The sequence below is a fragment of the Staphylococcus sp. 231237_7MaSpsaltlick genome (genome assembly GCF_043107035.1).
In genome coordinates this window covers 310805-337371 of the sequence record NZ_JBICNX010000003.1, presented here as the reverse complement: position 1 = coordinate 337371, position 26567 = coordinate 310805, and the positions used below count along the sequence as shown (strand labels likewise).

The window sequence follows — 26567 nt, the reverse complement described above, 5'->3', positions numbered from 1 at the left end:
TACAATAAAAATACGGAAAACGTAATAAAGGAGAGAAATGCTATGAAAAAGATATTAGTAGCGGCATTAGTTTCAGGTTTGGCGTTTTCTGGGGTAAGTGCAGGAAGTGCGTCAGCAGCTTCTGGTAACACTATCCAAAATGTTAAACAATTACAACAAGGAGATACAACTTTAGAAGGTGCTAAACTAGGTGACTCAATTCAAACTGTATTAAAGAACAATAGCAAACCGATTTATTCACATAGTACTGACAATAAAGAACATTATTACGAGTTCAAACTTGATGATGGTGTATTAGTTGTAACGGCAAATGGTAAGAAGAATCAAGGTGAAATCACACGTATTTCAATGAGTTATAACGATACTTCTGGTCCAACATATAAAGCTGTAAAGAACGAAGTAAGTAGTAGTGCCATTACGCGTGAACATTACAATAATGTAACTGGTAACTTTGGATACGTTCAAGATAATGACGTATCTTACCAATTCAGTTCTTCATCTCCAAGTGATAAGAACATTAAATTATATCGAATTGATATTAGTGAATAATATATTTTAATGTTTAAAGTTATAGAATAACCGGCAAGTGTGTATTTGATGCTTGTCGGTTATTTAATTGTTAAAATGTATTAATATGAGAGATAATATATTAAAAGTGTATTAGAATAAGCAAGCGTCATAGAAATATGAACTGTTAAGCAACTGTTAAAATTTACTAAAGGAGTATTTCATGCGAGTTAATGACAAAGTATTATTAGAAAACATAAATGATTACTTCACTCATAAAGGTCTATCTCCAAATCTCATTGACGATATCAAAGATAAATTAAAAAGGGATTTTCATAAATCAGAAGCTCAAGATCAAGATTATATTGAGTATAGAAGTAAGTCGCCAGCAGAAATTATCTTAACAATCCAACGAAATTTATTTACATTACAGTTAAATCCAATCGTATTTTTTATTGTGAATTTTATTTTACTTTCATACTTATATGATAAACATTATGTGACTTTCCAAGCTGCTTCAGGTTTATCCATCTTTTACTGTCTAGTCATCTTACCAATATCTATCTTTATTTATTTAAGAATTGGTTGGAAGAACTATCTATATAGCAATAAATTTGAACGGATAATCGGAATTGGTATAGCAGGTATTTCATTTTTCTTAGTTATTGTACATGCACTAGATTTAAACTTAGGTATTGTGGCAGTATCAATGTATGCCCACCAATTTATGTTTTTTGTAGGAATCATATTTAGTATTTGTGGTATATATTTTAGACGATTAGAATTTACTGGTATAGGCTTATTATTTTGTCAAAAAACCATTGATGCAATGATAAGTAGTGCAAGCATTGCACAAATAGCTTCAATAGTTATCTGGGTATTATTATTAATAGTAATTATTTATTATACGATTCGTATATCATCTAGAAATTGAATTATCGTAAAGGTTAAGAAAGGCCTCTTTAAGGTGTCAGTGTATAAAGACACAAATAGCTTAAAGAGGCTTTTTTATGCACTTTAATAACTATAGAATTGTAGAAAAATACAATATTATTAATTGGAAATGTAGCGTAGAGCACAGCAAATTCGGGTATATTACATTTGTAAAGGGAGGTGACCCATGATGAAAAAAATAGAGACGAGTTTTAACACCGAGATTGCATACATCCGTGAGGGTCGTGGTTTTCCTGTTATCTTAATTCATGGACTAGATAGTAATATGGCATCATTGTATAGTCTGAAAGATGAATTGAAAGATAAATATGATGTCATTGTTTATGATGTGAGAGGTCATGGCAAATCATCTAAACCAACTTCATTTCACTTAGATGATCATGTTGAGGATTTAAAATGTTTGATGGACAAGCTAGAAATAAATTCAGCGCATCTCATAGGGCATGATATGGGAGGCGTCATCGCCAAACAATTTACTAATAAATATGAATGCAAAGTTAGATCTTTGACATTAATTGCGTCTAATTTAATACAAAGTGTACATGGATTAAACAAATTAATGGTCGAACATCAAGACGAAATAGAAGGTTTTGATAAGTCAGAGGCTTTGATCATCTTATTCCCGTATTTATACAAAAAGCAAGAAAAAGCGAAAAAATGGTTTCAAAATCAATTGATTTATAGCAGGCAGTCACCTGAAGCAAGTGCTATAGCTACAAGAGCTTTATTGAACTTCCCAGTACTAAATGAAGAAATTATTATTCAAAAAGTAAATGTACCAACTTTAATTGTTAATGGTATATATGATCCTTTAGTAGAAATGGAAAATTTTGAACAATATCGTGGGGCATTTAAATCATTAAAAACTTTCAAATTTGAACAATCTGGACATGCACCGCACATAGAGGAACCTAACCATTTTCTAAATGTGTATTTAAATTTTGTTGGCTCACTAGAATTTCAAAAATAAAGTCTTATTAACTTAATAATAGAAATAGTACTTACTTTTTAAAGTGAAAGTAGGAATGAATAATTAAAATAATTAGGTGTTAAATGTAAAGAGGGCTAAACCATGTTGAATGGATTGGCTCTCTTTTAAATTTTTTGAAGTATTTTGATGGCAATCATATGGAATTAATGTCAATTGAAGGACAAGATTGAATTAGTGTACTAGGGAAGTAAGGTAGTATTATAAATAAAAAACCAGTAAATGACTGTAAAATCATTTACTGGTTTTTTGGGGTTTATGTCCGAAGCGATTTATACTTCGTTGTCGTCGTTAGCTTCTTTAATACGTTGGTTTACACGTGATAATAATTCGTTAATTTTTTTACGTTGTTTAGTGTTAACTAAAATTAAAACAGTTCTTTCATCGTGTTCGTTACGCTTTTTATCAAAATAATCTTCTTGTGATAAGTTTTTAACTGCTTTAACAACTTGTGGTTGTTTATAGTTTAAGTGATTGATAATATCTTTTAAATAATATTCTTCACTTTCATGCTCACTAATATATGTTAATACAGCGAATTCCTCAAAACTTACTGAGAATTCCTTCTTGATAATACCTTTTAATTTATCAGCATATGTTACCATTGCCAATAATTCAAAACAATCATTGATTTTTGTGATAGCCATCCTAATTTCCTCCCTAGTTTTAAATGCCCAATTTAGTATACATATTAAATTTGTTTTTGTATAATTATCTGTCTTAATTCAAAGTTAAATTCAAAGGGTTATCATAATTTATTGCTTTATTATATTTGGATAATATATAATAAACCCTCTTTTATTTAGTTTATTATAACTAAATAAAAATAGAAAGTAAACAAAAATCTGTTTAAGCGTTACGTTAATGTTTTCTGTTATTAATACAATTATTTCCAAACCATTAGTGTAAATTAAATTTATTCTGTTATATTTCAATTTATCGTCATTTGATAAATTTGAAACAAAAATAATTTAAATTTTATAATGCTAATCAATTATAATGTACACATCTGAAATTTAGACCGCATTGTGCCAATAATTCAAAAGAAAACCAATGAATTTACTATTGAAAAAGTTTATACATAATTTTTATTACCCATATTTCCTTAAATAATAACCCGTTTAATAAATTTTTTAATTCTTCGATTTATAACAAGTTGCTCATTACATATTGTTATTTTTTAAATTTTAATTATTATAATTAAGAAAATACCCTTTAATATGCTAACGCAAAGGAGGAGTTTTGGGAAGTAAATATATACCAAATTCCTAAAGTTTTTATGTAATATAACCCTAAAAATATAAAAGTACAATTAATTTTGTGGAGGCTATTTCGATACCAAATAAGTGGTTTATAAATTGTGAACATATTTGATAAATATTTAGTTTATAAATAAGTTATGTTGCTATGTATATGTAGTTTAGTTCAAATGCCACAACTGAAGGTTAGTGGATATTAGACAAAATAAAGCAGCCTACAACACGATGATTTAATATGTGTTGTAGGCTGCTAGTTGTTTACATATGATTAAGTATTAGAAAAGACGTAACAATATAATACCTATCATAATTGAGACAATACCAATAACTTTGCGAGGTGTTATTCTATTTTTATTTGTTCCAAGTAAGCCAAAGTGATCGATAATAATACCCATTAACATTTGACCGAGCATACCAATAATTGTAGTTAATGCTGCACCTAAATGGGGCATAAGTATGATATTCGTTGTTACAAAGATGACACCTAATGTACCGCCAATAAAATATAATGGTTTCAATTTACCTTGTTTATTGTCATATGTAGTTAATTTTAAGCTTCGGTTAAAGATTAACGTAAGAATGAACAGTACAATAGTTCCAACTGTAAATGATACAAGGGCTGCCATTACTGAAGAGTGAATTTGTTGTCCTAGTGCGCTGTTAATTGCAGTTTGTATTGGTGGACAAAATCCAAAAATAAAGCCAACGATAATCCAAATATAAAATGTAGGATGTGTTTTACTTGTATTATTGGTATTCCGAACGTAGTTCATTAAAATAATTCCGAATATCAATAATATTACACCTAATACTTTAAATAGTGTGAAAGGTTCATGTTCTGCACCAAACCAACCAAATGTATCGATAAGGACACCCATTATGATTTGTCCTGCTACAGTCATCACAACAGTTAATGAAGCGCCTAACCGTGGTAATAAAACTAAGTTTCCAGTGAGGAAGATGACCCCTAACATACCACCCACATACCAAACATAACTTAGAGATTGATTATCGTAAAAAGCTAAAGTGAAAACGTGTGGATTCACAATAAGGTTGATAATAATTAAAAAGATTGTGCCAGTACCAAAAGAGATAGTAGATGCATAAAATGAAGATTTAGTGTAAATGCTGAGTCTTGAGTTAATAGAAGTTTGAAATGGGACCACCATTCCAGCTATAATTCCGACGATATATAAAAGAAACATAAAACCACTCTTTCTTATAAAGTTATCTTTATCATTATATAGCAAAGTAGTTAGAATTCATATCTTTATATTTCAGATAAGAATTATATAATTTATCACTACATTCATGTACACAATACAAAAAATGTTATAGAATGGCGTTAGTTATTTTTTATGTTTTAAACAACTGATAAATATAAAGTTATCAATTAGTAAAGTAATGTAACCAAAAACTTCATATATTTATCATGATTGAGATTAGTGGAATTGGTGGAAAATTATATTGAAACAATTATCTATTATTCGTCTGTTAGACGAAGAAACTTTTTTTGTTGATGCTGGTATTAATGACGGGATTAAGCAGCAACAATTTATAGAAGTACTAAATCCCAAACGCTCATATAAAAACTTAGCTCAAGTTATTGATGTTTTTGATCAGTATACGCTTTGTAAAAAACTAGGAAAGAAAAAAATCTTTTTTGGTGATACTGTTAGACTGAGACCTATAAATAATAATAGTGAAGCACCTGTAGATGAAAGTTTATAAAAATATAAATATTAATAGTTAAAAAAATATAGCGTAGTAAAAATTGCCGCATATGCATTGATATAGCACTGTTATATTTTAGAATAAATAAGCCACTTTGATATGGAGGATACATTAAATATTCCTTTAGTCAAAGTGGTTTTTTGTGGTTATAGCAAGGAAAGGTACCGATGAAAGGATCAATGGCGTTATGTTTTTTATATAATTGAAGAACTAGGTACTTTATAGTTAAGTTATATAGCGTTCGGTAGCTGCTTTGTTAATAAAAAATGGCTAAGTAGTTTATCTTGTCTATTCATTAATATATAACATCATATATTTCAATTTATACTATATTAAATGTTGGGTTGATTATTAACAAGATGATGCATCCTACTTAGCCACTTATTACCTATAATATGCTATAACTTATTATATTTTTGTGTAGTATTGATAACGATTAATTATCAAAAATAACTTTAGTTGTTTTGTCGATGATATGTGCTGAAGCCACTTTAGTTGGGATACCTGCTTTAGGACGAAGTAAGTCCAAATCGAGTATCTTTTTCATGCCTTCTTTAACTGCAGATTCGTTAACAAAACGTTCGATATTAGGTAACTGAATCTTTATCGCTTTATTTACAGCGTCGTTAAATACCAATTCTAATGTTTGTGTCATTGCTTGTAACCTCCTTATTTAATTGCTTCTGTTTTAATAACTTCGAGTGAATCGAAACGTTCCCCAGTGATTTGTTCGATAATCGTTTTAAAGGCTAATAATTGTTCGTTGGTTGCAGCAGTATTTAAATTTGAAAAGTGCCGTTTAACAATCTTAGCTTTGCCATCTTTATCGTACAAAGTGCGTGCCATGTTTAGAGCTAATTGGTTTATATTGTTCATGGTTGTGAACCTCCTTTCACTCTATATATCGAACTGTCACAGGGAATTGGTCAAAATTTTTTCAAAAAATTAAGTAAAAAAACTTTAATGTTACTTAAATATCATATATCATTAAATATGAAACATTTATTAGTGATAGAGGTGGCTATATGAATCAAGTTGATCCGATAAGGGATATTAAAGAGATAAAGGCAATGTATGAAGTGTTAAAGCGCAAATCAGATAGAGATTACTTACTGTTTAAATTTGCAATCCATACAGGAATTAAACTATCGGCATTGTTAAATCTGAGTGTGGCAGATGTAAGAAGTGAGCAGGAGGATATAAAAATGTATTGGTTAGAAGACCATGCACCAAATATCCATATCCGTTTACCTGAAGTGCTTAGACGAGAATTATCGCACTATATTGAAACACATCATATACAAGATGATGAATTATTATTTCAATCTAATAGAACACTGAAAGGTTTATCGAGACAACAGGCGTATCGAATTATTCATGCAGCAGCAGATGAGTTAGGCATGTTGCATATTGGATTGACAACGCTACGAAAGACATTTGCTTATCATGCTTATCAATCAGGTATTTCTATTTCAATTATTCAAAAATATTTAGGTCATCAAACGACCTTTGAGACAATGAAATTTATCGGTATATCGACTAAGAAAAGCAATACCACGATCGCATTAACTTTATAAATAGAGATGAAGGAGGGACCGTATGAGTTTAGTTATTCTATTCAGTGTATTAATTGTGCTGATGATATTGTTGTTATTTACATACACGCACCAGAAGTTACAAAATGTATCTGGCACAATTGTAATGATAGCACCGATTGTTTCAGCATTATATTTTTTATGGCAAATTCCGAGTGTATTTGCTGGGCATTATGTAGCGATTAGGTTACCATGGTTGCCATCTTTAGATATCAATATTGACTTTAGATTAGATGGCTTAAGTCTATTCTTCAGTTTGTTAATATCACTAATTGGAGTGGCAGTATTTTATTATGCTACACGCTATATGTCTAAAGATCATGATGATTTACCCCGTTTTTATATATATTTATTATTATTCATGATTAGTATGTTGGGTGTAGTTACTGCAAATAATACTATTTTACTGTATGTATTTTGGGAATTAACAAGTGTTTCTTCATTCTTGCTTATCGCATATTGGTATGGTAACCGAGATAGTCAATTTGGCGCATTACAATCATTTATGATTACGGTGCTCGGTGGTTTGGCAATGCTGACAGGTTTCATAATGATATATACCGTTACGGGTTCAAATACCATTACTGACATAATTAATGATAGTCATAGCATTGCAAATAGTCCGTTATTTATACCGATTATTATTATGTTATTGATTGGAGCTTTTACAAAATCTGCGCAGTTTCCATTTCATATTTGGCTACCTAAAGCTATGGTAGCACCAACACCGGTGAGTGCATATCTACATTCTGCCACAATGGTTAAAGCAGGTATTTTCTTGCTATTTAGATTTACGCCTATTTTAGGATTAAGTGATTTTTATATTTATTGTGTAACATTTGTAGGATTAATCACCATGATTTTTGGTGCGATTAATGCTATACGTCAGTTCGACTTAAAGGGTATCTTGGCATATTCTACAATTAGTCAACTCGGTATGATTGTTTCAATGGTAGGTATTGGTGGAGGTGTTGTTCAACAGCCCACTGGCGAAATGGCAAAGGTATATAGTTTAGTGTTATTTGGCGCGTTATTTCACTTGATGAATCACGCATTGTACAAAGGCGCATTGTTTATGGGTGTAGGTATTATTGATCATGAGACAGGTACGCGTGATATACGAAAGCTTTCAGGTTTGCGTAAGGTATTACCAATTACACACGTAGTGATGTTAGTTTCGGCTTTAGCAATGGGAGGGATACCATTTTTAAATGGTTTCCTCAGTAAGGAAATGTTTTTTGAAGGGTTAGTTAGCGCACACGAATTAACTCAATTTAATATATGGCTTACATTATTGTTAGATGCAGTTGGTGTTGTGGCAAGTATATTTACTTTGATTTATGCGGTTTACATGATTAAAGAAGTGTTCTGGGGAGATTACTCCAAGGCTCGGTTACCTAAACAACATGTTCATGAGCCATTCTTATTTACAGTACCCTCATTAATTATGATGCTCTTATTGCCTATTATCTTTTTCGTACCAAATTTATTTGCGCACTACATTATATTACCTGCATTTAGAAATATTTCAATTGGTAGTAAAGCAGATCAATTGGCGCCACATATTTCTCAATGGCATGGTGTGAATTTGCCGTTAATTTTAAGCGTAATTGTATTTATAGTAGGTATTACAGCGGCATTGAAGATTGATTGGAAAAAGCACACACAGCAAATTAAAGCAACATCTATATCTGACATGTACTTAGGTACATATAAACAATTTGAATATTATTCAGGATATAGTATTCGCTCGTTGATGAACAATAGATTAAATCACTATATCACGATTACATTAATTATCTTTATTATGATTGTTACGTATGGCATTATTCAGGCAGGATTTCCTAAGGTACATCAAATTCATGTCAGTGAGTTTGGTCCATTAGAGGTTATTACACTTATCGTAGTTTTTGTACTAGGTATTGCTTTGACATTTATCAGGCAGCGACTAACGATGGTTATCCTAAATGGTATTATTGGTTATTGTGTAACGATATTCTTTATCTTAATGAAGGCACCAGATTTAGCGTTGACACAATTAGTGGTTGAGACGATTACTACAATTCTATTTATTGTGAGCTTTTCAAGGTTGCCTAACGTACCTAGAACGAAAGTTCATAAGAAGCGTGAAGCTGTCAAAATCGTCGTATCATTATTAATGGCGATTATTGTAGTTACATTAGTGTTTATTGCACAACAAAGTAACGCGATGCCTACGATTTCAACATTTTATCATGATGCGTATAAACTGACAGGTGGCAAAAATATTGTTAATGCTATACTCGGAGACTTTAGAGCGCTTGATACATTATTTGAAGGTCTCGTATTAATTATCGCTGGTTTAGGCATTTATACATTACTTAACTTTAAAGATCGGAGGGGACAAGATGAAAGAGAATGATGTGGTATTACGTACAGTCACGAAAATTGTAGTCTTTATCTTATTAACATTTGGGTTCTATCTGTTTTTAGCAGGTCATAATAATCCAGGTGGTGGCTTTATTGGTGGCTTGATTTTTAGTTCGGCATTCTTATTGATGTTCCTAGCGTTCGATGTTAAGCAAGTATTAGTATCATTACCGATAGATTTTAGAATATTGATGATAATTGGTTCATTAGTGTCATTTACGATGGCGATTATACCCATGTTTTTTGGTAAACCGTTCCTTTACCAAGCTGAGGCATACGTGACGTTACCTATTTTAGGAGAGGTACATCTAACGACAATTACTGTATTTGAAGCGGGGATTGTGTTAGCAGTAGTCGGTGTTGTGGTCACTGTTATGTTATCTATTAGTGGTGGTCGCTCATGAATCTTATCTTACTATTAGTGATTGGCTTTTTAATATTTATTGGAACGTATATGATATTATCAGTCAATTTAATCAGAATTGTAATCGGAATTTCAATCTACACACATGCTGGTAACTTAATCATTATGAGTATGGGTAAATATGGCAAAGATATGGTAGAGCCGTTAATCGGTGATGGTAGTAAAGCGTTCGTTGATCCATTATTGCAAGCTATTGTGTTGACGGCCATAGTTATTGGCTTCGCGATGACAGCCTTTCTCTTAGTACTCGTGTATAGAACATATCGAGTAACGAAAGAAGATGAAATAGATGTACTGAGAGGAGATGATGACAACGATGAGTAATTTACTAATATTCCCATTATTGTTACCAGCTGTATGTGCATTATTACTGGTATTTATACGTACACAAAGTAGATTGTCACGCATCTTCTCAATTGGAACGATGGCATTAACGACAATTATTTCATTGATGTTGCTAATTTCAGTAATGGTACATGGCCCAATTAAATTAGATTTTGGTGGTTGGCAGGCCCCATTTGGTATTCAATTTGTTGGCGATTCATTAAGCTTATTAATGGTTACTGTTTCGAGCTTTGTTGTAACGCTTATTATGGCTTATGGATTTGGTAGAGCAGAAAAAAGAGCAATTCGTTATTATTTACCTAGTTTTATTTTATTTTTAACTGTTGGCGTTATCGGTTCTTTTTTAACTGCTGATTTATTTAATGTTTATGTGATGTTTGAAGTTATGCTGTTAGCATCCTTTGTATTGATAACACTTGGACAATCGGTTGAGCAATTACGTGCAGCAATTATATATGTCGTATTGAATATTATTGGCTCTTGGTTACTCTTAATTGGTATTGGTATGCTTTATAAGTTAACGGGGACATTAAATTTTGCGCTTGTTGCATCAAGATTGGAAACGATGAAAGATGAGAGTTCAATCGTTATTATTTCAATGGTATTTTTAGTTGCATTTGGTGCTAAGGCAGCATTGGTATTATTTATGTGGTTACCTAAGGCTTATGCAGTATTAAATACGGAACTTGCAGCATTGTTTGCTTCGCTGATGACTAAGGTTGGGGCGTATGCGTTAATTCGTTTCTTTACGTTAATCTTCGATGAACATGAGTCGATTACGCATCCATTATTCGTATTTTTAGCGTGCATTACGATGATTATTGGTGCATTCGGTGTGTTGGCTTATAGAGATATTAAAAAGATAGCAGCATATCAAGTTATCTTATCAATTGGCTTTATTATTTTTGGTTTAGGTACACAGACCTTTGCAGGTGTGAATGGTGCAATATTTTATCTCGCAAATGATATTGTAGTTAAAACATTACTCTTCTTTATTATAGGTAGTCTTGTTTATATTACAGGTTATCGTCACTATAAATATTTAACAGGTTTAGCGAAGAAACAGCCATTCTTCGGTGTCGCGTTTATTGTTATGATATTAGCAATTGGTGGTGTGCCTCCATTTAGTGGTTTTCCAGGTAAATTGTTTATTTTTAAAGGTGCAATAGAAAATGGGAATTACATTGGTTTAACATTGATGATATTAACGAGTCTCATAGCTATGTTTAGCTTATTTAGAGTATTTTTTACAATGTATCTCGGTAACGATAAAACAGGTGAAGAAGTGGAATTTAAAGAGATTCCAGGTTATAGAAAGGGATTGATTGGCATATTAGTGGCCGTAGTGTTAGCTATGGGTATCGCGGCACCTGTGATTTTCCAAGTCACAGAAAATGCTACACATTTAAACATGGACGATGGTCATTACGAAAAATCAGTTAACCCTAACCTTAAAAAGGAGGTTGAAAAATGAGACAAGTCGTACTAAATATTGTTATCGCCTTTTTATGGGTACTATTTCAAGACGAAGAATCATTTAAGATTTCAACTTTCTTTGCAGGTTATCTCATTGGATTAATCGTTATATATATTTTACATCGCTTTTTCGGACAACAATTCTACTTGAGAAAAGTATGGGTTGCTATTAAATTTTTAGCAGTGTATTTATATCAATTAATCACATCGAGTATGACAACAATTAACTATATATTATTTAAAACAAAAGAAATGAATCCAGGTTTAGTTACGTACGAAACAAAGTTAGCTAGTGATTGGGAAGTTTCCTTCTTAACAATTCTAATTATCATTACACCTGGTTCCACGGTGATTAGAATTTCTAAGAAGAAACAAAAGTTCTTTATTCATGCGATAGATGTTTCTGAAAAAGAAAAGAAAAAATTATTAAAAAGTATCCAGCAGTACGAGGGGCTTATCTTGGAGGTGACAGAATGATCAATACACTTATAAACTTTTTTATAACGAGTTCACTTATTATATTTGGTATTGCACTGTTACTTACCTTATTCAGAATTATTAAGGGACCAACCACTGCAGATAGAGTTGTGGCATTTGATACGGCTAGTGCCATCTTGATGTCTGTAGTGGGTGTACTGAGTATTATATTTGGAACGTTTTCATTCTTAGATTCGATTTTACTTATAGCTATTATTTCATTTGTAAGCTCAGTCTCTATTTCTAGATTTATAGAAGGGGGTCATGTGTTTAATGCAAATAACAAGCGAAATTATTAACTTAATTGCCGCCTTTATGATGTTTCTAGGAAGTATTATCGCACTTATCAGTGCAATAGGTTTAATTAAGTTCCAAGATGTATTCTTACGTAGTCATGCTTCAACTAAAAGTTCAACATTGTCTGTACTCTTAACACTTGTTGGAGTCATTATATATTTTATCTCGTCACAAGGTTATCTCAGTGTTAGGATGATACTTGCACTTGTATTTATTAATTTGACTGCGCCAGTAGGTGGTCACTTAATTTCACGTGCGGCATATCGTACTGGAGCTTATATGTATAGGAAAAGTGATGCACCTAGACAGTCGAGTATATTATTAAGTGGTAGTGAGAATAATACCTTTGAACAACTAAAAAAACGTGCAGAAGCACGAGAAGCAAAAAGACGTAAAACTTATGAACAGGAACATGATTTTTAATCATATAATGTGTGATTCACGAGAGACAGGGCTAAACCATGATAGTGGGCTAGCTCTGTTTTTTACGTCTATATTTATATGAAATGGTCAATTTGAAATTTAGATATGGGTATTGAGAGCATTGTGTTGATTAACTGTGGATTATATTTAGGATAAAATGTTTAACAATATATTGATCGATACGCAGTTTATTTTATATATAGTTAAATAGTATTGTCATATATCTTTGTAAGTAGACTAATTTTAAAAGATTAAATCGCTTTGTAAAGGAAATATTACAAAATGAGTGCAATACATTTAAGCAATGAGCAAAAAAATGATAAAATAATATATATTTGTAATTGTGTTAATTTTGAAAATATTAATCACAAGGTGAATCAAGAAGCGCTTATTCATCGGTTATTAACTATGAATAATACATGTAATTAATTCACGGGAAAATTGATTTTATGTTTCAACCTCAACAATTATGAACAGTAAATCTCAAATAGAAAAGAGGTGAAACCTTGCAAATATTTGAAACGATACTTATCTTTTTAGCACTTGTTATCGCTAGTTCATTTGTACATACATTTCTTCCAAAGGTACCACTTGCCTTCATTCAAATCATTTTGGGAATGCTTTTATATGTCACACCGATACCAGTAGAATTTCAATTTGACACGGAACTGTTTATGGTTGCATTAATTGCACCATTGCTATTTGTGGAAGGGGTTAAGGTTTCAAGGGTGCACTTGAGACGTTATATTAAACCCGTACTGATGATGGCATTAGGTTTAGTAGTTACAACGGTAATCGTAGTAGGTTTATTTATCCACTGGATTTGGCCGGATTTACCTATGGCGGCAGCATTCGCACTAGCAGCTATCTTATGTCCTACTGATGCCGTAGCTGTACAAGCTATTACAAATGGGAAAGTCTTACCGAAGGGGTCTATGACAATTTTAGAAGGTGAATCTTTGTTAAATGATGCAGCGGGTATCATATCTTTTAAAATTGCTGTAGCAGCACTAGTTACGGGTGCATTTTCTGTTACTAATGCAATTGCTCAATTTTTAATTTCTTCCATTGGTGGATTTATTGTCGGAATCATTATCGGTGTTGCATTAGTACGATTTAGAGTTACACTCACACGACGTGGTATTGAAAATATCAACATGTTTACATTTATTCAACTTGTCACACCATTTGTAACTTATTTGGTTGCCGAAATGTTCCACGCTTCAGGTATTATTGCAGCAGTTGTAGCAGGTCTCGTTCATGGTTTTGAAAGAGATAGAATTGCACAAGCACGTACGCGTTTACAAATGAGTTATAACCATACATGGAATATCTTAGGTTATGCATTAAATGGATTTGTGTTTACTATCTTAGGATTTTTAGTACCAGAAGTTGTCGGAAGAATTATAGAAAATGAACCGCATAACTTGGTATTTTTAATCGTGGTGACGTTCTTAGTCGCATTAGCGATTTATCTGTTTAGATTTTTATGGGTGTTCGTGTTATATCCTTATTTTTATTTACCAGTTAGTCCCTTCCAAAAAATGATTTCCTATAATCAAGATGAAGAAAAATCTACAGAAGCACCGCCTAAGCGTAGTATGTATGCCTTTATTATGACGTTATGTGGTGTACATGGAACCATTTCATTAGCAATCGCACTGACATTACCGTACATGTTGGCGAATCACCATTCATTTGCGTTTAGAGATGATTTATTATTTGTAGCATCTGGAATGGTCTTAATTAGTTTAATTGTGGCCCAATTGATATTGCCATTTGCAACACCAAATGCGGAATCGCCTAAGATTAAAGGTATGAACTTTAAACAGGCCCGTGTATTTATTTTAGAAAAGGTAATAGATAGTTTAAATCAAATGTCTACGGTGGATTCAAGCTTCCAGTATGGTAATGTAATCAAGGATTATCACGATAAACTTGCCTTTATTAGAACGGTAGAAAATGAAGATGAAAATACAAAAGAACTACAAAGATTACAAAAAATTGCATTCGACGTAGAGAATGAAACATTGAATGGGTTAGTAGAAAATGGAGACATCACTACCAATGTTTTAGACAACTATATGCGCTACTCCGAACGTACACAAGTTTATAAACAAGCTTCATTAATACAACGTATTAAAGTGGAGTTGAGAGCGATGATTTTAAAACGTCGAATCAAAAACAAAGTTAAAACGAATGCTGCATCATCACTATCAGTTGTAGACAATTTAAGAGAAATTTCTAATGTGATGAGAACAGTACATTATAGAGTCGTTAGTAGATTAGCAAAGGAAACGACAGAGGATAATAAATTAGAAGTAGGTATGGTATGTGATAGTTATTTACTACGAACTGATAACTTAACACCATCGAACTTCTTTAATCCTAAAAATGAAAACTCAATAACTAAAATTAAGTTAGTTGCTTTGAAGGAACAACGCCGAATTCTAAATCAATTAATTGAAGAAGAAGAAGTAAGTGAAGCGACAGCATTAAAAATTAGGGAAGCGATAAACTATGACGAAATGATCATCGTAGATAGTTTAACAGATTAATAATAAAAAGAGACAAGATTGACGCTTGTATAATGGTACGCACTTAGCTATCTATACATGACTACAATCCTGTCTCTTTTATTTTTATATTTAAAATACATAAAAAAATGAAGCCTATCTACTCAATTAAATGAGATAGGCTTCAAGTGATTTTTTTCTAGGTGTGTAACCTAGCTGCTACATGTCATAAATGGGGGGAGGAGCCTACCATTTATGATTTTTGGGAGATTATTTAAGGCTTGAATACCACCATACCGTACGTTTTTAGGAGGGTAACGTACGGTATGGGACTATTCACCTCAATGAGGTTAATAGCCCAAATCTATGATTACTTCATGCTACCATGGATTGTTTCGATATTTTCTTTCATCATATTATAATAAGAATCACCTTTAGATCCTTTTTTACCGATAGAATCTGTGAATACTTCACCGTAGATATCGCGGCCAGTTTCTTCACTTAAGCTTTCCATACTCTTATGATCTACACTAGTTTCAACTAGTAAATGTTTAAGGTTATTCTTTCTTACGAAATCAATTGCTTGTTTCATTTGTTCAGGAGTACCTTGTTTCTCAGTGTTGATTTCCCAAATATAACCAGGTTTTATGTCATATTGTTGTGAGAAGTAATTGAATGCCCCTTCACTAGTAATCATATTTCTTTCTGCTTTAGGAATATCATTGAACTTTTCTTGGCTAGAATTTTTTAGTTCTGTAAGTTTATCGATATAGGCTTTACTATTTTTGCTGATTTCATCTTTGTGACCTTTATCGCGTTCTAACAATGTGTCTCTAATTGTTTCAACGTATTTGATACCGTTAGATAAGCTTAACCATGCATGAGGGTCTTGCTTTGATTCGTCTCCTTCTTTAGCGCCATGAAGATAGTTTGGTTTTACATTTTTTGATACTTTAATTACTTTGTCGTCGTCTAATGATTTATTAGCTTGTGAAAGTGCCTTTTTAAACCATCCATTACCAGTTTCTAAGTTCAAACCATTATAGAACACGACATCTGCATCTGTAAGTGCTTTAATGTCTTTAGGCTTTACTTCGTATTCATGAGGGTCTTGACCTACAGGTACAATACTATGTATTTCGACATCTTTACTTGCTGTATTTTTAACCATGTCATATAAAATTGAGTTAGTTGTTACGATTTTTAATTTTTCATTTGAACTTGTACCGCTTTTTCCATTGCCACACGCGGCTAGGAATAATAAGAAAATAAGAGCGATTGAAATTATTTTTTTCATACAGTTGTTCCTTCCCTTTTAAAGAAATTAAGTTTACTACCAATAAACACTAAAATATAAATAAAGAATGCACATAAAACAATCATTGCACCACTTGGCAAGTTATATACATAGCTGAAGTATAGTCCAACAATTGAACTGATTGTGCTGATACAGCTAGAAATAATCATCATAGTACGCAATTTTTTCGCTATTAAAAATGCTGCAGAGGCAGGAGTGATTAATAGTGCAACAACTAAGATAATACCAACTGTTTGAATGCTAGCAACTGTAACAAGAGACAGTAATAGCATAACAAAATAATGAATTAGTGTCGTATTTAACCCGCTCATTCTACTGAATGTAGGATCAAATGTAGAAACCATCAATGGTCGATAGAATGCAATGATGAGAATCATTACGATAATGCCGACGATGATAGTTGACCAGAACGTAGCATGTGTTACGGCAAGTATGTTACCAAATAAGATATGGTACAAATCTGTCGTACTATTGATGACGCTGATCAAAATGATACCTGTTGCTAGAAATGCAGTGAAACTTATACCGATTGCAGCATCAGGTTTAGTCTTACTACTCTTAGTGATGAATCCAATAAAGATACTGGCAATCATACCTGTGACTAAGGCACCTATAAACATAGGAATTTGGAAGAAGAATGATAGTGCTACGCCAGGTAGAACTGCGTGACTCATTGCATCACCCATAAGTGATAGTCCTCTTAAAACGATTAAACATCCCACAGTACCACAGACGATACCTACGACAATGGAAATGATTAAGGCATTTCTAAGGAACAAATAGTCAAATAAATGTTGAATAAAATCCATATCAGTTACGTCCTTTCTACTGTGTTACTTCGCTATCATCTTCAGCAGTAGCACTTAGGAATGTACGATTTAAATAATCGGGTTGCATTGCTGTGCTGCTATCTCCAAAATAGCGAAGTGTTTTATTTAATAGAATTACACGATCAAAGTATTCTTCAGCCTTAGATAGATCATGATGGACGATAAGTAATAACTTGCCTTCATCTTTCAACTGGCGTAATTGTGTCATAATGATTTGCTCACTATGAAAATCAATCCCAACAAATGGTTCGTCGAGTAAGTATAATTTACTTTCAGTCATCAGTGCACGGGCTACAAGTACACGTTGTAATTGACCACCACTTAAAGCAGATATTTGACGATGTCGCAATTCCTGTAGTTCCAAAGTTTGCAACAATTGGTTTAATCTCAAGCGGGTATCGCCGTTGACCCATTTAAACCAACCGATGTCTTTATAAGCACCAGATAAGATAACATCTTCAACTTTGATTGGAAAGTCTAAATCAATATGCGCTTTTTGAGGAATGTACGTAATGTCTTTAAGCGCACTTTGGACAGGACGTTCTTCTAAATTGGCTACACCAGTCGATTTGAATTCACCAATAATCGACTTCAATAACGATGATTTCCCTGCACCGTTTGGTCCCATAATGCCAATTATTTCCCCGGAGATAGGTATGTCTAAATCTATATTTTTTAACACACTTTTATTCCCTAAAGTAAGATTTAAATTTTGAATTTTTAACACGTTAGACCTCCTTAAATAAAATTTTAGGTTAACCTAATTTATATTATAATATACTACGAACTTTTAGCGTGTCAAGTAGATTCGTGGTACAATAAAGTGAATGATTTGAGAGGTGAGAGAATGCTAACTGAAGAAAAAGAGGATTACTTAAAAGCAATTTTAACGCATGACGGCGACCGTTCATTCGTTTCGAATAAGACTTTGTCACAGTATTTAAACATTAAGCCACCTTCAGTCAGTGAGATGGTTAGCCGACTCGAAAAATCTGGTTACGTTACTACTAAACCATATAAAGGCGTCCAACTTTCTGAACAAGGTTTAACATATACTTTAGATATCATTAAAAGGCACCGATTACTAGAATTATTTTTAATTAAAGTGTTGCAGTATAATTGGGAAGAAGTGCACCAAGAAGCTGAGGTATTGGAGCATCGTGTATCACATTTATTTGTCGAACGATTAGACAAATTATTAGAATATCCGATTACTTGCCCACATGGCGGTGTCATTCCGAGAAATAATCAATATAAAGAATTATATACAAATAATTTGTTATCATTTGAGGCAGGGGACAAGGTAACGATTAAGCGCGTGAGAGATAGAACAGAACTTTTAGTATATCTAACGAGTAAAGATATACTAATCGATGAAGAAGTTTCAATAGTTAATAAAGATGATACGAATAAAGTAATTATTGTGCAGAAAGAAGATAATATTACGATATTGAGCTATGATAATGCCGAGCATATTTATGCTGAGAAATAAAGGATAGACTGCGAGGGTATTACAAGCTGAGACGCTAGGTAAATGGAGCAGATATTGTAGTGTTTATAGCTACATAATAATATAGATACGGATAGATTACAGATTACTGTACGACGATATGCAAGTCATGCAGTGGTCTGTTTTTTAGTTTATAAAAAATGGGAATGCCAGTATGATTATAAGCAATAAAGACTCGATTGATGCAGTGTTTAAAAGGCATCGATCGAGTCTTTAAAGTGTCTATATGATATTAAAATGCTATCCATTAAATAAATAGTTTGTAATTAAAAGATAAACGACAAAAAGATTGATTCCAATCCAAATTAAACTAAATATTACAGTTGGAATATGGGTTAAGTCTTTCAATGTACTACCATCCCAAGTTACTGAATGTCCAGAGAAAGTCAATCGAGCAATCGTCCATGATGATTGTAAGACTTCGCCTAATAGAACGGCGATAATAAAGTGATACGTAAAAGTAACGACATATGTCATCATGAGTTGATTATCACTATGGAATAAGCAATATAATACAATGATGAGCACTAAGATGATGAGTGTCGGTAATAATTTTCTAGATGTTAAAATAACAAAATATATGAATATGACTAGATAAGCTGCTATAAATAAACTAGGGTAAGTCGATTTAATTGCTGCAAACCCGATAAGTAGCATTAAAGGAGGCATAATATAGCCGCCGAATGTAGTGATTGCTTGACCAATACGACTGGTAGATTGGGTGATAGCATAACCTTGTTGCGAAGTTTCAGCGCGTTCTCTAGGTGAGGCGACGATGACTAAATCCTTAGCCTTACCATTACTCAATTTATTAAAAAGTATATGTCCAAATTCATGGGTTAGAACAGGAATATAATTTAAATATATATCTAAAAAGCGATTAAATGGTTTATGGCGATAGTTGTGTATAACAATATAAAGTAAAGCAACAACGATGACCGAAAATATATTCAATTGTATGGTGGAGCTGAAAAAATCATGTATATAAGTCATTAATACTACCTCGATTTTAAATTTCATTGATGCTACAAGTACTATAAAACTATGAATCAAAGGCTATCATGTCTTTGATGGGATGACATAGGTGAAATGGATAATTTATGTAAATGATTTATAGTTTAGAGTAACTATAAAATAAATTATATAGGATATCACAAGATAAAGGATACGGACTTTTGATGTATCTTTAACAATGGACGTATTATATTATAATATGTTGACTATAATGATTGTGTTAATATGACAGTAAAATAAGCATAAAGTAGAATGGAATCATGGAGATAGGAGAATTGAATAAATGAATGAAACTAAGCAAGTACGACGTATAAATGTATTGTCAGTATTTTTTGATAATGTAACTTTAGCTGATATGAAACAAAACATTATATATTTTTTCAAAAAACAAACACAACACAATTTATTTATCGTTACAGCCAATCCTGAAATCGTAGATTATGCCCAACAAGATACTGAATATAGAGCGTTGGTAAATTCTGCTGATTATGTTGTTGCGGATGGTACAGGTGTTGTTATGGCATCTAAATTATTACAAACACCATTAAAAGAAAGAGTCCCGGGCATTGAATTAATGGAAGTTTGTCTGAATATAGCAAATGAGCAACATCAGAAAGTATTTTTATTAGGTGCAGAAAATGAGGTTGTAAAAGCAGCATATGCAAGATTGAAAGCTCAGTTTCCTAACGTTAAATTTGATTTTCACCATGGATTCTTTGAATTGTCAGATGATAAGGTGGTAAAGCAAATTAAAGCATTTAATCCAGATTATATATTTGTTGGGATGGGGTACCCACGTCAAGAGTCTTGGATTGAACAGCATGCTAATCAATTTGAACAAACTTTGCTTATGGGCGTAGGTGGATCAATTGAAGTATTTAGTGGTACTAAGAAACGTGCTCCGAAACTATTTAGAAAGTTAAATTTAGAGTGGGTTTATCGTGTGATTATAGATTGGAAGCGCATAGGCAGAACGAAGGCAATACCGAAATTTATTGTAAATGTTTTGAAAATGAAGTTTAAGCGTAAAAATGTTTAAAATAGATGTTATTTAGTAGGTGAATATTTAATATTATCAAGAGTCTGAGTTATGTATTGTTGGTTCGCTTTCCTAGGGGACAGCTTCAGCCTGTAGTCTTCAGCTTGTCTTGTTCCCTCAGGAGTCTCACCAAAATACGTCCTAGAAAAATTGTGATGCTACATAAAAAAATAGACTACGGACTTCTTTTTAAATTTGTGTCGAAATATAACATCAATTATGAATTTAAGAATTGCTTAATACTTTATAAACTGGCTTTTTATTTAAAATTTGGTACTGTTGGTTCGCTTTCCTAGGGGACAGCTTCAGCCTATAGTCTTCAGCTTGTCCTGTTCCCTCAGGAGTCTCACCAAAATACGTCCTAGAAAAATTGTGATGCTACATAAAAAAACAGACATAAAATAATGTGTATGATATTTGTGGAAAGAGCTAATCCATCAAGGAATAGCTCTTTTATTTAGACGATTGGAATGTATTTCCGATACACATAAATTCATGAGTTTACTGTTGAATCGAAAACGACAGTTATGAAGCTCAAAAATAAGACGTAACAATGCGCTTTAATTTAACAGCTTGTTACGTCTTATTTTTGTATTATTAAAGTTTATTAGTTATTTTACTTCGAATCTTGATGCATCTAATTCTTCTCTGAATTGTTTTTGTTCTTTTTTAGAACGTTTTTTAAATCCACTTAAGAACTTTTCGTATTTCGGTAATACTTCATCGAGTTCACCATATTCTTTTAATTTTCCGCCTTCAATCCAAGCGATTTTAGTACAAAATTCACGTACTTGTTTCATATTGTGGCTGACAAAGAAAATTGTTTTGCCTTGTGCTTTATATTCATAAATTTTATCGAGACATTTTTGAGCGAATGTCTGGTCACCAACTGATAATGCTTCGTCAATAACTAAAATGTCCGGATTGGTTGTAATATTGATAGAAAAACCAAGTTTAGCTCTCATACCACTAGAATATTTTTTAACAGGTTGATAGATAAATTCGCCTAATTCACTAAATTCAATGACTTGTGGCGTTAGTGCTTTAATTTCTTTACGTGTGAAACCCATGCATAGCATTTTAAATTCAATGTTTTCAATGCCTGTTAATTGACCATTTAATCCTGCACTTATCGCAATAACACTGACATCGCCATTGCGCTCGATATGTCCTTCGGTAGGAGATAATGAACCACCAATCATATTGCTTAATGTAGACTTACCCGATCCATTTATGCCAACAAGTCCGATGACATCACCTTCATAAGCAGTGATAGATAAATCGTTAAGTGCGTAGAAAGTTTTATTTTTGTGAAAAGGTATGATAACATCCTTCAACCGTTCTTTATTGTTGCGATAAATACGGTACTCTTTAGTTACATTTTCAATGCTAACTGATACATTCATATTTTTACCTTCCTTATTTACAGTTACTTCAAGTATATTATATATTATATTGGTTGTTAAATTTATTAACCTATTGTAAAGTAAGTGAGTACTATTTTACTATTATTAGACTTATACAGTTGTTAAAGTTTACTTAATAATTGGCATAAAATCAACTATTAAGAAAAAAGAAATTAATGTTTTTTTGTTTGTTTTAAAAATTACAATTGTATTTGTTATGAAGTTACTGCTGATTTGGCTAGCGTATATAAATTATACTATTAAAACTTAGCAAAGAAATTGTTATGATATTTATAAAAGTTTCGCAGTATATTGTTTAACCAAAGTGAAAAAGAAATACAATATTGTCAAATCGATTGAAAGTGTGGTTTATTTAAATGAATGCTGTGTGGGTTGTATTTAAAGAACATATTAAGAATTTTTATCTTATTCAAAGATTAGCCCAATTCCAATTGAAAATCTCAAACACGAATAATTATCTAGGTATGGCTTGGGAGTTAATCAACCCAGCTTTACAAATCATGGTTTATTGGTTTGTATTTGGTCTGGGTATCAGAAGCAATAGTGATGTTGATGGTGTGCCATTTATTTATTGGTTACTTGTCGGTATCAGCATGTGGTTCTTTGTTAACCAAGGTGTGTTAGAAGGAACTAAAGCCATTGCTACAAAGTATAATCATGTTGCGAAGATGAACTTTCCGTTATCCATTATTCCGTCTTACATTGTTATGAGTAGATTTTATGGGCACCTTGCCTTATTGGTTGTAGTGATATTATTGTGTACGATATCTGGTTTTTATCCTACTATTTATACATTGCAATTATTATTATATGTGCCTTTTGCATTGATATTAACGACAACAATAGCACTTTTCACTTCAACGTTAGGTGTGTTAGTAAAGGACACACAACAAGCGATTCAAGCACTGATGCGAATGGTATTCTTTGCATCTTCAATTCTTATTGTACCGCCTGAAGGTATTGTTAAACAGGTAATGCAATTGAATCCGATTTACTATCTTGCAGAAGCATATCGTTCTGCAGTGTTGCATAAAGAATGGTACTTTATTACGCACTGGGAATTAACGTTATATAATTTATTTATTATACTGTTCTTATTTATGATTGGTTCTATTTTGCATATGCGTTATAGAGATCACTTTGCAGACTTTATGTAAAATGACAAATAGACAATAAAAGTTGAATATAGTGAGTTCAATGGTCCTTTGATGGCAAGTAATGTCGTCAAAGGATTTTTCTATAAATTTTACTTTAAGATAGATATAATAAAAGGACTGATGAAATATAATCCATTTGGCGGTGAATAATTTGAGGCAAGTGATAAAAGCACTATATATTTTTATGACAAAATTTTTAAATATACTTTTCAGTAAGAAAAAGGTGAAACAACAAAGTATTGTTATTTTGATGACATTTCCAGAGGATATGTTACCCATTATTGAAGGGCTCAATCGAAAAGGGAATTATCAAATTACAGTAATTGGTAAGGGTGTGCATAGAAAATATACCCAGCATTTGGAACATGTGACTTATGTGTTAGCAGGCAATAAACAACTTTATAAACATTTGAAATATTTGAGTACAGCAAAGGTTATTATTATCGACACATACTATTTACTCATGGGTGGCTTTCTCAAGAAAGAAGGGCAAACAGTTATTCAAACTTGGCATGCTGCAGGAGCTTTAAAAAATTTCGGATTAACAGATCACCAAGTTGATTTGAATAATAACAAAATGGTTGAACAATATCGACAAGTTTATAATGCGACAGATAAATACATTGTTGGTGGTGAACCAATGGTAACATGCTTTAAAGAATCATTTGGAGCAACAGATGCACAGATGCTTAGAACAGGTTTGCCAAGATTAGTACCGTATCGTACGGTTGATATTACACAACGACAACGAGAATTAAAAAAACAATATGGTATTAAAGGTAAAGTTGCACTATACGTGCCGACTTATCGAGAACATCATCAAGCGAATAGAACGATAGATAAACATAAATTTGAAACTGCATTACCGAACTATACTTTATTTAGTAAATTGCACCCATCTATAGTCAATGAACAACATACAGAAATCAATTTACAATCTTTAATGATTATGGCTGATATCATTATTAGTGATTATAGCTCATTGGCAATTGAGGCAAGTTTATTGAATAAACCGACTTTACTTTATGTTTATGATGAACAACAATATGAAACTGAGCGAGGGTTGAATACTTTTTATTATGAGATTCCCGACATGTATAAGGTATATAATGAAGGTGAATTGATTCAAAATATCAAAAAGTATGAAAGTGACTTACAACCGTTGTTTAAATCTTGGCATGAGTATAATGTGACACAAAGTTTAACGAAAGTTATAGAAACTATAGAAGAAATGGTGAAAGTATGAAAATTTCAATAATTATTCCAGTTTATAATGCAGCAAGTACAATTAGGCGTACAATTGCATCTATAGATACTAAACATGATTTTGAAGTGATTTGTGTTAATGATGGATCTACAGATGATACACAAGACGTACTGAAGCAATTGCAAAAGGAATATAAGCATATACAAGTGATTAATCAAGAGAATAAGGGTGCGGCTGCCAGTAGAAATGTCGGATTAACTAATATAAGTGGCGATGTATTTATGTTTATAGATGCGGATGATATATTCTTGCCAGGTAGAATAGATTTGATGGCTAACTGTTATCAGAAGGATAGCAATGTTGAAATTGTCATTGGTCAAATAGGACGAGGTGTATCTGGAGAGTGGAAGCCAGTACCGACGCATGAGGCGATGTGCAAGGATATGAAAGTGAATTTAGCTCAAAGTCCTGAAATTATGCAATCAATTGGACCGGGAGCAAAATTATTTAGCGCTGACTTTAAATCATTGCGCTTTGATGAGGATATTGTATTTTGTGAGGAGCATTCCTTTATTATTCAAGCCTATCGTAAGGCTAAGGATATTCAAGTGCTATCAGAAATTGTCTATGGTTATCATGAAGTCGAAGGATCGGTTACGCAACGTAGAGCAACAGAATTTCTTGCCTATATGTCTGATGCTAGGGAAGCTAGAGCTAGAGTAATGCCCTTGTTACCGTTGAGAAACCAACGTATCTATTATAGTTATCGAATGGACGAGTTAATTGTCAGTTATTTAATACAAGCATATCTAACTCAGAATAGTGAACTTAATCAAAGCTTACTAGATGTTGTAATCAATTATCTTGATGATATGCAAAGGACTGATTATTCTGGTGAAGCATTATTTAGAATTGTAAACGTAGTTGAACATGGTAGTACAAAGTGGAATAAAGCATTGTATGAACAGTGGAAATCAGCATTATTAAGATGTGGCATTGGTCGCCCAAATTATTTGAGATTTAAAGTTGAAGTATTACCGAAGCGTACAACATTTAGAGGAAAGCAAAAATTGAAACAATACCTAAATCGCTAAATTCTTCGAATATTCGTAAACTTAGGTTTGTTATGCTATAATTCTTAAAAATGTAAATTTAAATTTAATTTTATGTTAAGGAGATTAAGTGAATGAAACGTGTAATTACTTATGGAACATATGATTTGTTACATTACGGACATATAGAACTATTAAGAAGAGCGAGAGAAATGGGCGATTATCTAGTCGTAGCATTATCAACTGACGAATTTAACCGTGTGAAAAACAAGAAATCATATTATAATTTTGAACAACGAAAAATGATGTTAGAATCTATTCGTTATGTGGACCTTGTTATTCCTGAAAGTGGATGGGGTCAAAAGGAAATCGATGTTGACCGTTATGAAATTGATAAATTTGTAATGGGCCATGATTGGGAAGGCGAGTTTGACTTCTTGAAAGATAAATGTGAAGTGATTTATTTAAATCGTACTGAAGGTATTTCAACGACTAAAATTAAAAAAGAATTATATGGTGATTCAGCTAAATAATTTAAGCGAGATGTATATTAATGATACATGTGCTTGCTTTGATTCGTGCTGTTAATGTTGATTACTGAGTGTATCG

28 protein-coding genes are annotated in these 26567 nt (G+C 32.3%); 19 read left to right on the top strand and 9 right to left on the bottom strand.

Features of this window, described 5'->3' with window-relative positions:
* Positions 1-42 precede the first annotated feature (42 nt).
* From ACF91D_RS07715 to ACF91D_RS07705, 3 genes are all read left to right on the top strand, one after another.
* Positions 43-549 carry an SA0570 family protein gene (locus ACF91D_RS07715; protein WP_107527831.1) on the top strand — a complete coding sequence of 169 codons (507 nt, stop codon included), beginning with the start codon at positions 43-45 and terminating at the stop codon, positions 547-549.
* A 181-nt stretch (positions 550-730) separates the two neighbouring features.
* Complete coding sequence (locus ACF91D_RS07710; RefSeq protein WP_042738096.1) at positions 731-1441, top strand: hypothetical protein; 711 nt, start codon at positions 731-733, stop codon at positions 1439-1441.
* Between the two features lie 189 nt (positions 1442-1630).
* Positions 1631-2431, top strand: coding sequence for an alpha/beta fold hydrolase (locus tag ACF91D_RS07705; protein ID WP_107513413.1), 801 nt, complete (start codon positions 1631-1633; stop codon positions 2429-2431).
* Between the two features lie 290 nt (positions 2432-2721).
* Here the strand turns inward: ACF91D_RS07705 and sarA are convergent, their stop codons facing one another.
* Together sarA and ACF91D_RS07695 are read right to left on the bottom strand one after the other, a co-directional pair.
* Entirely contained in the window at positions 2722-3096 is a 375-nt protein-coding gene (sarA, locus tag ACF91D_RS07700; RefSeq protein WP_042738097.1) for a global transcriptional regulator SarA, read from the bottom strand.
* An 887-nt stretch (positions 3097-3983) separates the two neighbouring features.
* The gene (locus tag ACF91D_RS07695; protein ID WP_042738098.1) at positions 3984-4913 is read right to left on the bottom strand and encodes a DMT family transporter; all 930 of its coding nucleotides are present in this window, start codon (positions 4911-4913) and stop codon (positions 3984-3986) included.
* 262 nt (positions 4914-5175) lie between these two features.
* Between ACF91D_RS07695 and ACF91D_RS07690 the strand changes: the two genes are divergently transcribed.
* A complete protein-coding gene (locus ACF91D_RS07690) occupies positions 5176-5439 on the top strand; it encodes a hypothetical protein (RefSeq protein ID WP_042738099.1) in 264 nt (87 codons plus the stop codon).
* Positions 5440-5878: 439 nt separating this feature from the next.
* Here ACF91D_RS07690 and ACF91D_RS07685 read toward each other — a convergent pair whose 3' ends face one another.
* Together ACF91D_RS07685 and sroA are read right to left on the bottom strand one after the other, a co-directional pair.
* Complete coding sequence (locus ACF91D_RS07685) at positions 5879-6097, bottom strand: DUF2922 domain-containing protein (protein WP_042738100.1); 219 nt, start codon at positions 6095-6097, stop codon at positions 5879-5881.
* Positions 6098-6111: 14 nt separating this feature from the next.
* Positions 6112-6318 carry a sigS mRNA-stabilizing protein SroA gene (sroA, locus tag ACF91D_RS07680; RefSeq protein WP_042738101.1) on the bottom strand — a complete coding sequence of 69 codons (207 nt, stop codon included), beginning with the start codon at positions 6316-6318 and terminating at the stop codon, positions 6112-6114.
* 149 nt (positions 6319-6467) lie between these two features.
* Between sroA and ACF91D_RS07675 the strand changes: the two genes are divergently transcribed.
* The 9 genes from ACF91D_RS07675 (at position 6468) to ACF91D_RS07635 (ending at position 15446) form a co-directional block, all read left to right on the top strand.
* Positions 6468-7019 (top strand): tyrosine-type recombinase/integrase, encoded by a 552-nt coding sequence (locus ACF91D_RS07675; protein WP_107527310.1) that lies wholly within the window; start codon positions 6468-6470, stop codon positions 7017-7019.
* A gap of 22 nt (positions 7020-7041) precedes the next feature.
* Positions 7042-9438, top strand: coding sequence for a DUF4040 family protein (locus ACF91D_RS07670; protein WP_107527311.1), 2397 nt, complete (start codon positions 7042-7044; stop codon positions 9436-9438).
* Positions 9425-9850, top strand: coding sequence for a Na+/H+ antiporter Mnh2 subunit B (gene mnhB2 / locus ACF91D_RS07665; RefSeq protein WP_042738104.1), 426 nt, complete (start codon positions 9425-9427; stop codon positions 9848-9850). Before ACF91D_RS07670 ends, mnhB2 begins: the two co-directional genes overlap by 14 nt.
* The gene (mnhC2, locus tag ACF91D_RS07660) at positions 9847-10194 is read left to right on the top strand and encodes a Na+/H+ antiporter Mnh2 subunit C (protein ID WP_042738105.1); all 348 of its coding nucleotides are present in this window, start codon (positions 9847-9849) and stop codon (positions 10192-10194) included. Before mnhB2 ends, mnhC2 begins: the two co-directional genes overlap by 4 nt.
* The gene (gene mnhD2, locus ACF91D_RS07655) at positions 10187-11689 is read left to right on the top strand and encodes a Na+/H+ antiporter Mnh2 subunit D (protein WP_042738106.1); all 1503 of its coding nucleotides are present in this window, start codon (positions 10187-10189) and stop codon (positions 11687-11689) included. Before mnhC2 ends, mnhD2 begins: the two co-directional genes overlap by 8 nt.
* Positions 11686-12168, top strand: coding sequence for a Na+/H+ antiporter Mnh2 subunit E (gene mnhE2 / locus ACF91D_RS07650; protein ID WP_042738107.1), 483 nt, complete (start codon positions 11686-11688; stop codon positions 12166-12168). Before mnhD2 ends, mnhE2 begins: the two co-directional genes overlap by 4 nt.
* On the top strand, positions 12165-12467 hold the full coding sequence (gene mnhF2 / locus ACF91D_RS07645; RefSeq protein ID WP_042738108.1) for a Na+/H+ antiporter Mnh2 subunit F: 303 nt from the start codon (positions 12165-12167) through the stop codon (positions 12465-12467). Before mnhE2 ends, mnhF2 begins: the two co-directional genes overlap by 4 nt.
* Entirely contained in the window at positions 12442-12888 is a 447-nt protein-coding gene (locus ACF91D_RS07640) for a Na+/H+ antiporter subunit G (RefSeq protein WP_042738109.1), read from the top strand. Before mnhF2 ends, ACF91D_RS07640 begins: the two co-directional genes overlap by 26 nt.
* 506 nt (positions 12889-13394) lie before the next feature.
* Positions 13395-15446, top strand: coding sequence for a cation:proton antiporter (locus ACF91D_RS07635; protein ID WP_042738110.1), 2052 nt, complete (start codon positions 13395-13397; stop codon positions 15444-15446).
* A 328-nt stretch (positions 15447-15774) separates the two neighbouring features.
* Here ACF91D_RS07635 and mntC read toward each other — a convergent pair whose 3' ends face one another.
* From mntC to ACF91D_RS07620, 3 genes are read right to left on the bottom strand one after another with little or no spacing between them, the layout of a single operon-like run.
* The gene (gene mntC / locus ACF91D_RS07630) at positions 15775-16701 is read right to left on the bottom strand and encodes a manganese ABC transporter substrate-binding lipoprotein MntC (protein WP_042738111.1); all 927 of its coding nucleotides are present in this window, start codon (positions 16699-16701) and stop codon (positions 15775-15777) included.
* Entirely contained in the window at positions 16698-17531 is an 834-nt protein-coding gene (locus ACF91D_RS07625; RefSeq protein WP_042738112.1) for a metal ABC transporter permease, read from the bottom strand. Before ACF91D_RS07625 ends, mntC begins: the two co-directional genes overlap by 4 nt.
* Positions 17532-17547: 16 nt before the next feature.
* A complete protein-coding gene (locus tag ACF91D_RS07620) occupies positions 17548-18279 on the bottom strand; it encodes a metal ABC transporter ATP-binding protein (RefSeq protein WP_042738113.1) in 732 nt (243 codons plus the stop codon).
* A gap of 120 nt (positions 18280-18399) precedes the next feature.
* On the opposite strand from ACF91D_RS07620, the gene ACF91D_RS07615 reads away from it, so the two are divergent.
* A complete protein-coding gene (locus tag ACF91D_RS07615; RefSeq protein WP_042738114.1) occupies positions 18400-19044 on the top strand; it encodes a metal-dependent transcriptional regulator in 645 nt (214 codons plus the stop codon).
* 258 nt (positions 19045-19302) lie between these two features.
* On the opposite strand, the gene ACF91D_RS07610 is transcribed toward ACF91D_RS07615, so the two are convergent.
* A complete protein-coding gene (locus ACF91D_RS07610; RefSeq protein WP_042738115.1) occupies positions 19303-20055 on the bottom strand; it encodes a M50 family metallopeptidase in 753 nt (250 codons plus the stop codon).
* Positions 20056-20359: 304 nt separating this feature from the next.
* Here ACF91D_RS07610 and tarA point away from each other — a divergent pair, with 304 nt between their 5' ends.
* Positions 20360-21115 carry an N-acetylglucosaminyldiphosphoundecaprenol N-acetyl-beta-D-mannosaminyltransferase TarA gene (gene tarA / locus ACF91D_RS07605; protein WP_107528098.1) on the top strand — a complete coding sequence of 252 codons (756 nt, stop codon included), beginning with the start codon at positions 20360-20362 and terminating at the stop codon, positions 21113-21115.
* A gap of 611 nt (positions 21116-21726) precedes the next feature.
* Here the strand turns inward: tarA and tagH are convergent.
* A complete protein-coding gene (gene tagH / locus ACF91D_RS07600; protein WP_042738117.1) occupies positions 21727-22521 on the bottom strand; it encodes a teichoic acids export ABC transporter ATP-binding subunit TagH in 795 nt (264 codons plus the stop codon).
* Between the two features lie 377 nt (positions 22522-22898).
* Between tagH and ACF91D_RS07595 the strand changes: the two genes are divergently transcribed.
* From ACF91D_RS07595 to tagD, 4 genes are all read left to right on the top strand, one after another.
* Positions 22899-23699, top strand: coding sequence for an ABC transporter permease (locus ACF91D_RS07595; protein ID WP_042738118.1), 801 nt, complete (start codon positions 22899-22901; stop codon positions 23697-23699).
* Positions 23700-23850: 151 nt separating this feature from the next.
* A complete protein-coding gene (gene tarB, locus ACF91D_RS07590) occupies positions 23851-24945 on the top strand; it encodes a teichoic acid glycerol-phosphate primase TarB (RefSeq protein ID WP_107527610.1) in 1095 nt (364 codons plus the stop codon).
* Complete coding sequence (locus ACF91D_RS07585; protein WP_107527611.1) at positions 24942-26000, top strand: glycosyltransferase family 2 protein; 1059 nt, start codon at positions 24942-24944, stop codon at positions 25998-26000. Before tarB ends, ACF91D_RS07585 begins: the two co-directional genes overlap by 4 nt.
* 92 nt (positions 26001-26092) lie before the next feature.
* On the top strand, positions 26093-26491 hold the full coding sequence (tagD, locus tag ACF91D_RS07580) for a glycerol-3-phosphate cytidylyltransferase (protein WP_042738121.1): 399 nt from the start codon (positions 26093-26095) through the stop codon (positions 26489-26491).
* The last annotated feature ends 76 nt before the right edge of the window (positions 26492-26567 follow it).

Bases quoted from the DNA above. Each gene is read 5' to 3' on its own strand.
- ACF91D_RS07675 (WP_107527310.1), top strand. From the start codon at position 6,468: ATGAATCAAGTTGATCCGATAAGGGATATTAAAGAGATAAAGGCAATG.
- sarA (WP_042738097.1), bottom strand. From the start codon at position 3,096: ATGGCTATCACAAAAATCAATGATTGTTTTGAATTATTGGCAATGGTA.
- ACF91D_RS07695 (WP_042738098.1), bottom strand. From the start codon at position 4,913: ATGTTTCTTTTATATATCGTCGGAATTATAGCTGGAATGGTGGTCCCA.
- tagH (WP_042738117.1), bottom strand. From the start codon at position 22,521: ATGAATGTATCAGTTAGCATTGAAAATGTAACTAAAGAGTACCGTATT.
- ACF91D_RS07625 (WP_042738112.1), bottom strand. From the start codon at position 17,531: ATGGATTTTATTCAACATTTATTTGACTATTTGTTCCTTAGAAATGCC.
- ACF91D_RS07710 (WP_042738096.1), top strand. From the start codon at position 731: ATGCGAGTTAATGACAAAGTATTATTAGAAAACATAAATGATTACTTC.
- ACF91D_RS07705 (WP_107513413.1), top strand. From the start codon at position 1,631: ATGAAAAAAATAGAGACGAGTTTTAACACCGAGATTGCATACATCCGT.
- ACF91D_RS07640 (WP_042738109.1), top strand. From the start codon at position 12,442: ATGCAAATAACAAGCGAAATTATTAACTTAATTGCCGCCTTTATGATG.
- ACF91D_RS07610 (WP_042738115.1), bottom strand. From the start codon at position 20,055: ATGACTTATATACATGATTTTTTCAGCTCCACCATACAATTGAATATA.
- mntC (WP_042738111.1), bottom strand. From the start codon at position 16,701: ATGAAAAAAATAATTTCAATCGCTCTTATTTTCTTATTATTCCTAGCC.
- mnhD2 (WP_042738106.1), top strand. From the start codon at position 10,187: ATGAGTAATTTACTAATATTCCCATTATTGTTACCAGCTGTATGTGCA.
- tagD (WP_042738121.1), top strand. From the start codon at position 26,093: ATGAAACGTGTAATTACTTATGGAACATATGATTTGTTACATTACGGA.
- mnhB2 (WP_042738104.1), top strand. From the start codon at position 9,425: ATGAAAGAGAATGATGTGGTATTACGTACAGTCACGAAAATTGTAGTC.
- sroA (WP_042738101.1), bottom strand. From the start codon at position 6,318: ATGAACAATATAAACCAATTAGCTCTAAACATGGCACGCACTTTGTAC.
- ACF91D_RS07670 (WP_107527311.1), top strand. From the start codon at position 7,042: ATGAGTTTAGTTATTCTATTCAGTGTATTAATTGTGCTGATGATATTG.
- tarA (WP_107528098.1), top strand. From the start codon at position 20,360: ATGAATGAAACTAAGCAAGTACGACGTATAAATGTATTGTCAGTATTT.
- mnhC2 (WP_042738105.1), top strand. From the start codon at position 9,847: ATGAATCTTATCTTACTATTAGTGATTGGCTTTTTAATATTTATTGGA.
- mnhE2 (WP_042738107.1), top strand. From the start codon at position 11,686: ATGAGACAAGTCGTACTAAATATTGTTATCGCCTTTTTATGGGTACTA.
- ACF91D_RS07615 (WP_042738114.1), top strand. From the start codon at position 18,400: ATGCTAACTGAAGAAAAAGAGGATTACTTAAAAGCAATTTTAACGCAT.
- mnhF2 (WP_042738108.1), top strand. From the start codon at position 12,165: ATGATCAATACACTTATAAACTTTTTTATAACGAGTTCACTTATTATA.
- ACF91D_RS07715 (WP_107527831.1), top strand. From the start codon at position 43: ATGAAAAAGATATTAGTAGCGGCATTAGTTTCAGGTTTGGCGTTTTCT.
- ACF91D_RS07685 (WP_042738100.1), bottom strand. From the start codon at position 6,097: ATGACACAAACATTAGAATTGGTATTTAACGACGCTGTAAATAAAGCG.
- ACF91D_RS07595 (WP_042738118.1), top strand. From the start codon at position 22,899: ATGAATGCTGTGTGGGTTGTATTTAAAGAACATATTAAGAATTTTTAT.
- ACF91D_RS07585 (WP_107527611.1), top strand. From the start codon at position 24,942: ATGAAAATTTCAATAATTATTCCAGTTTATAATGCAGCAAGTACAATT.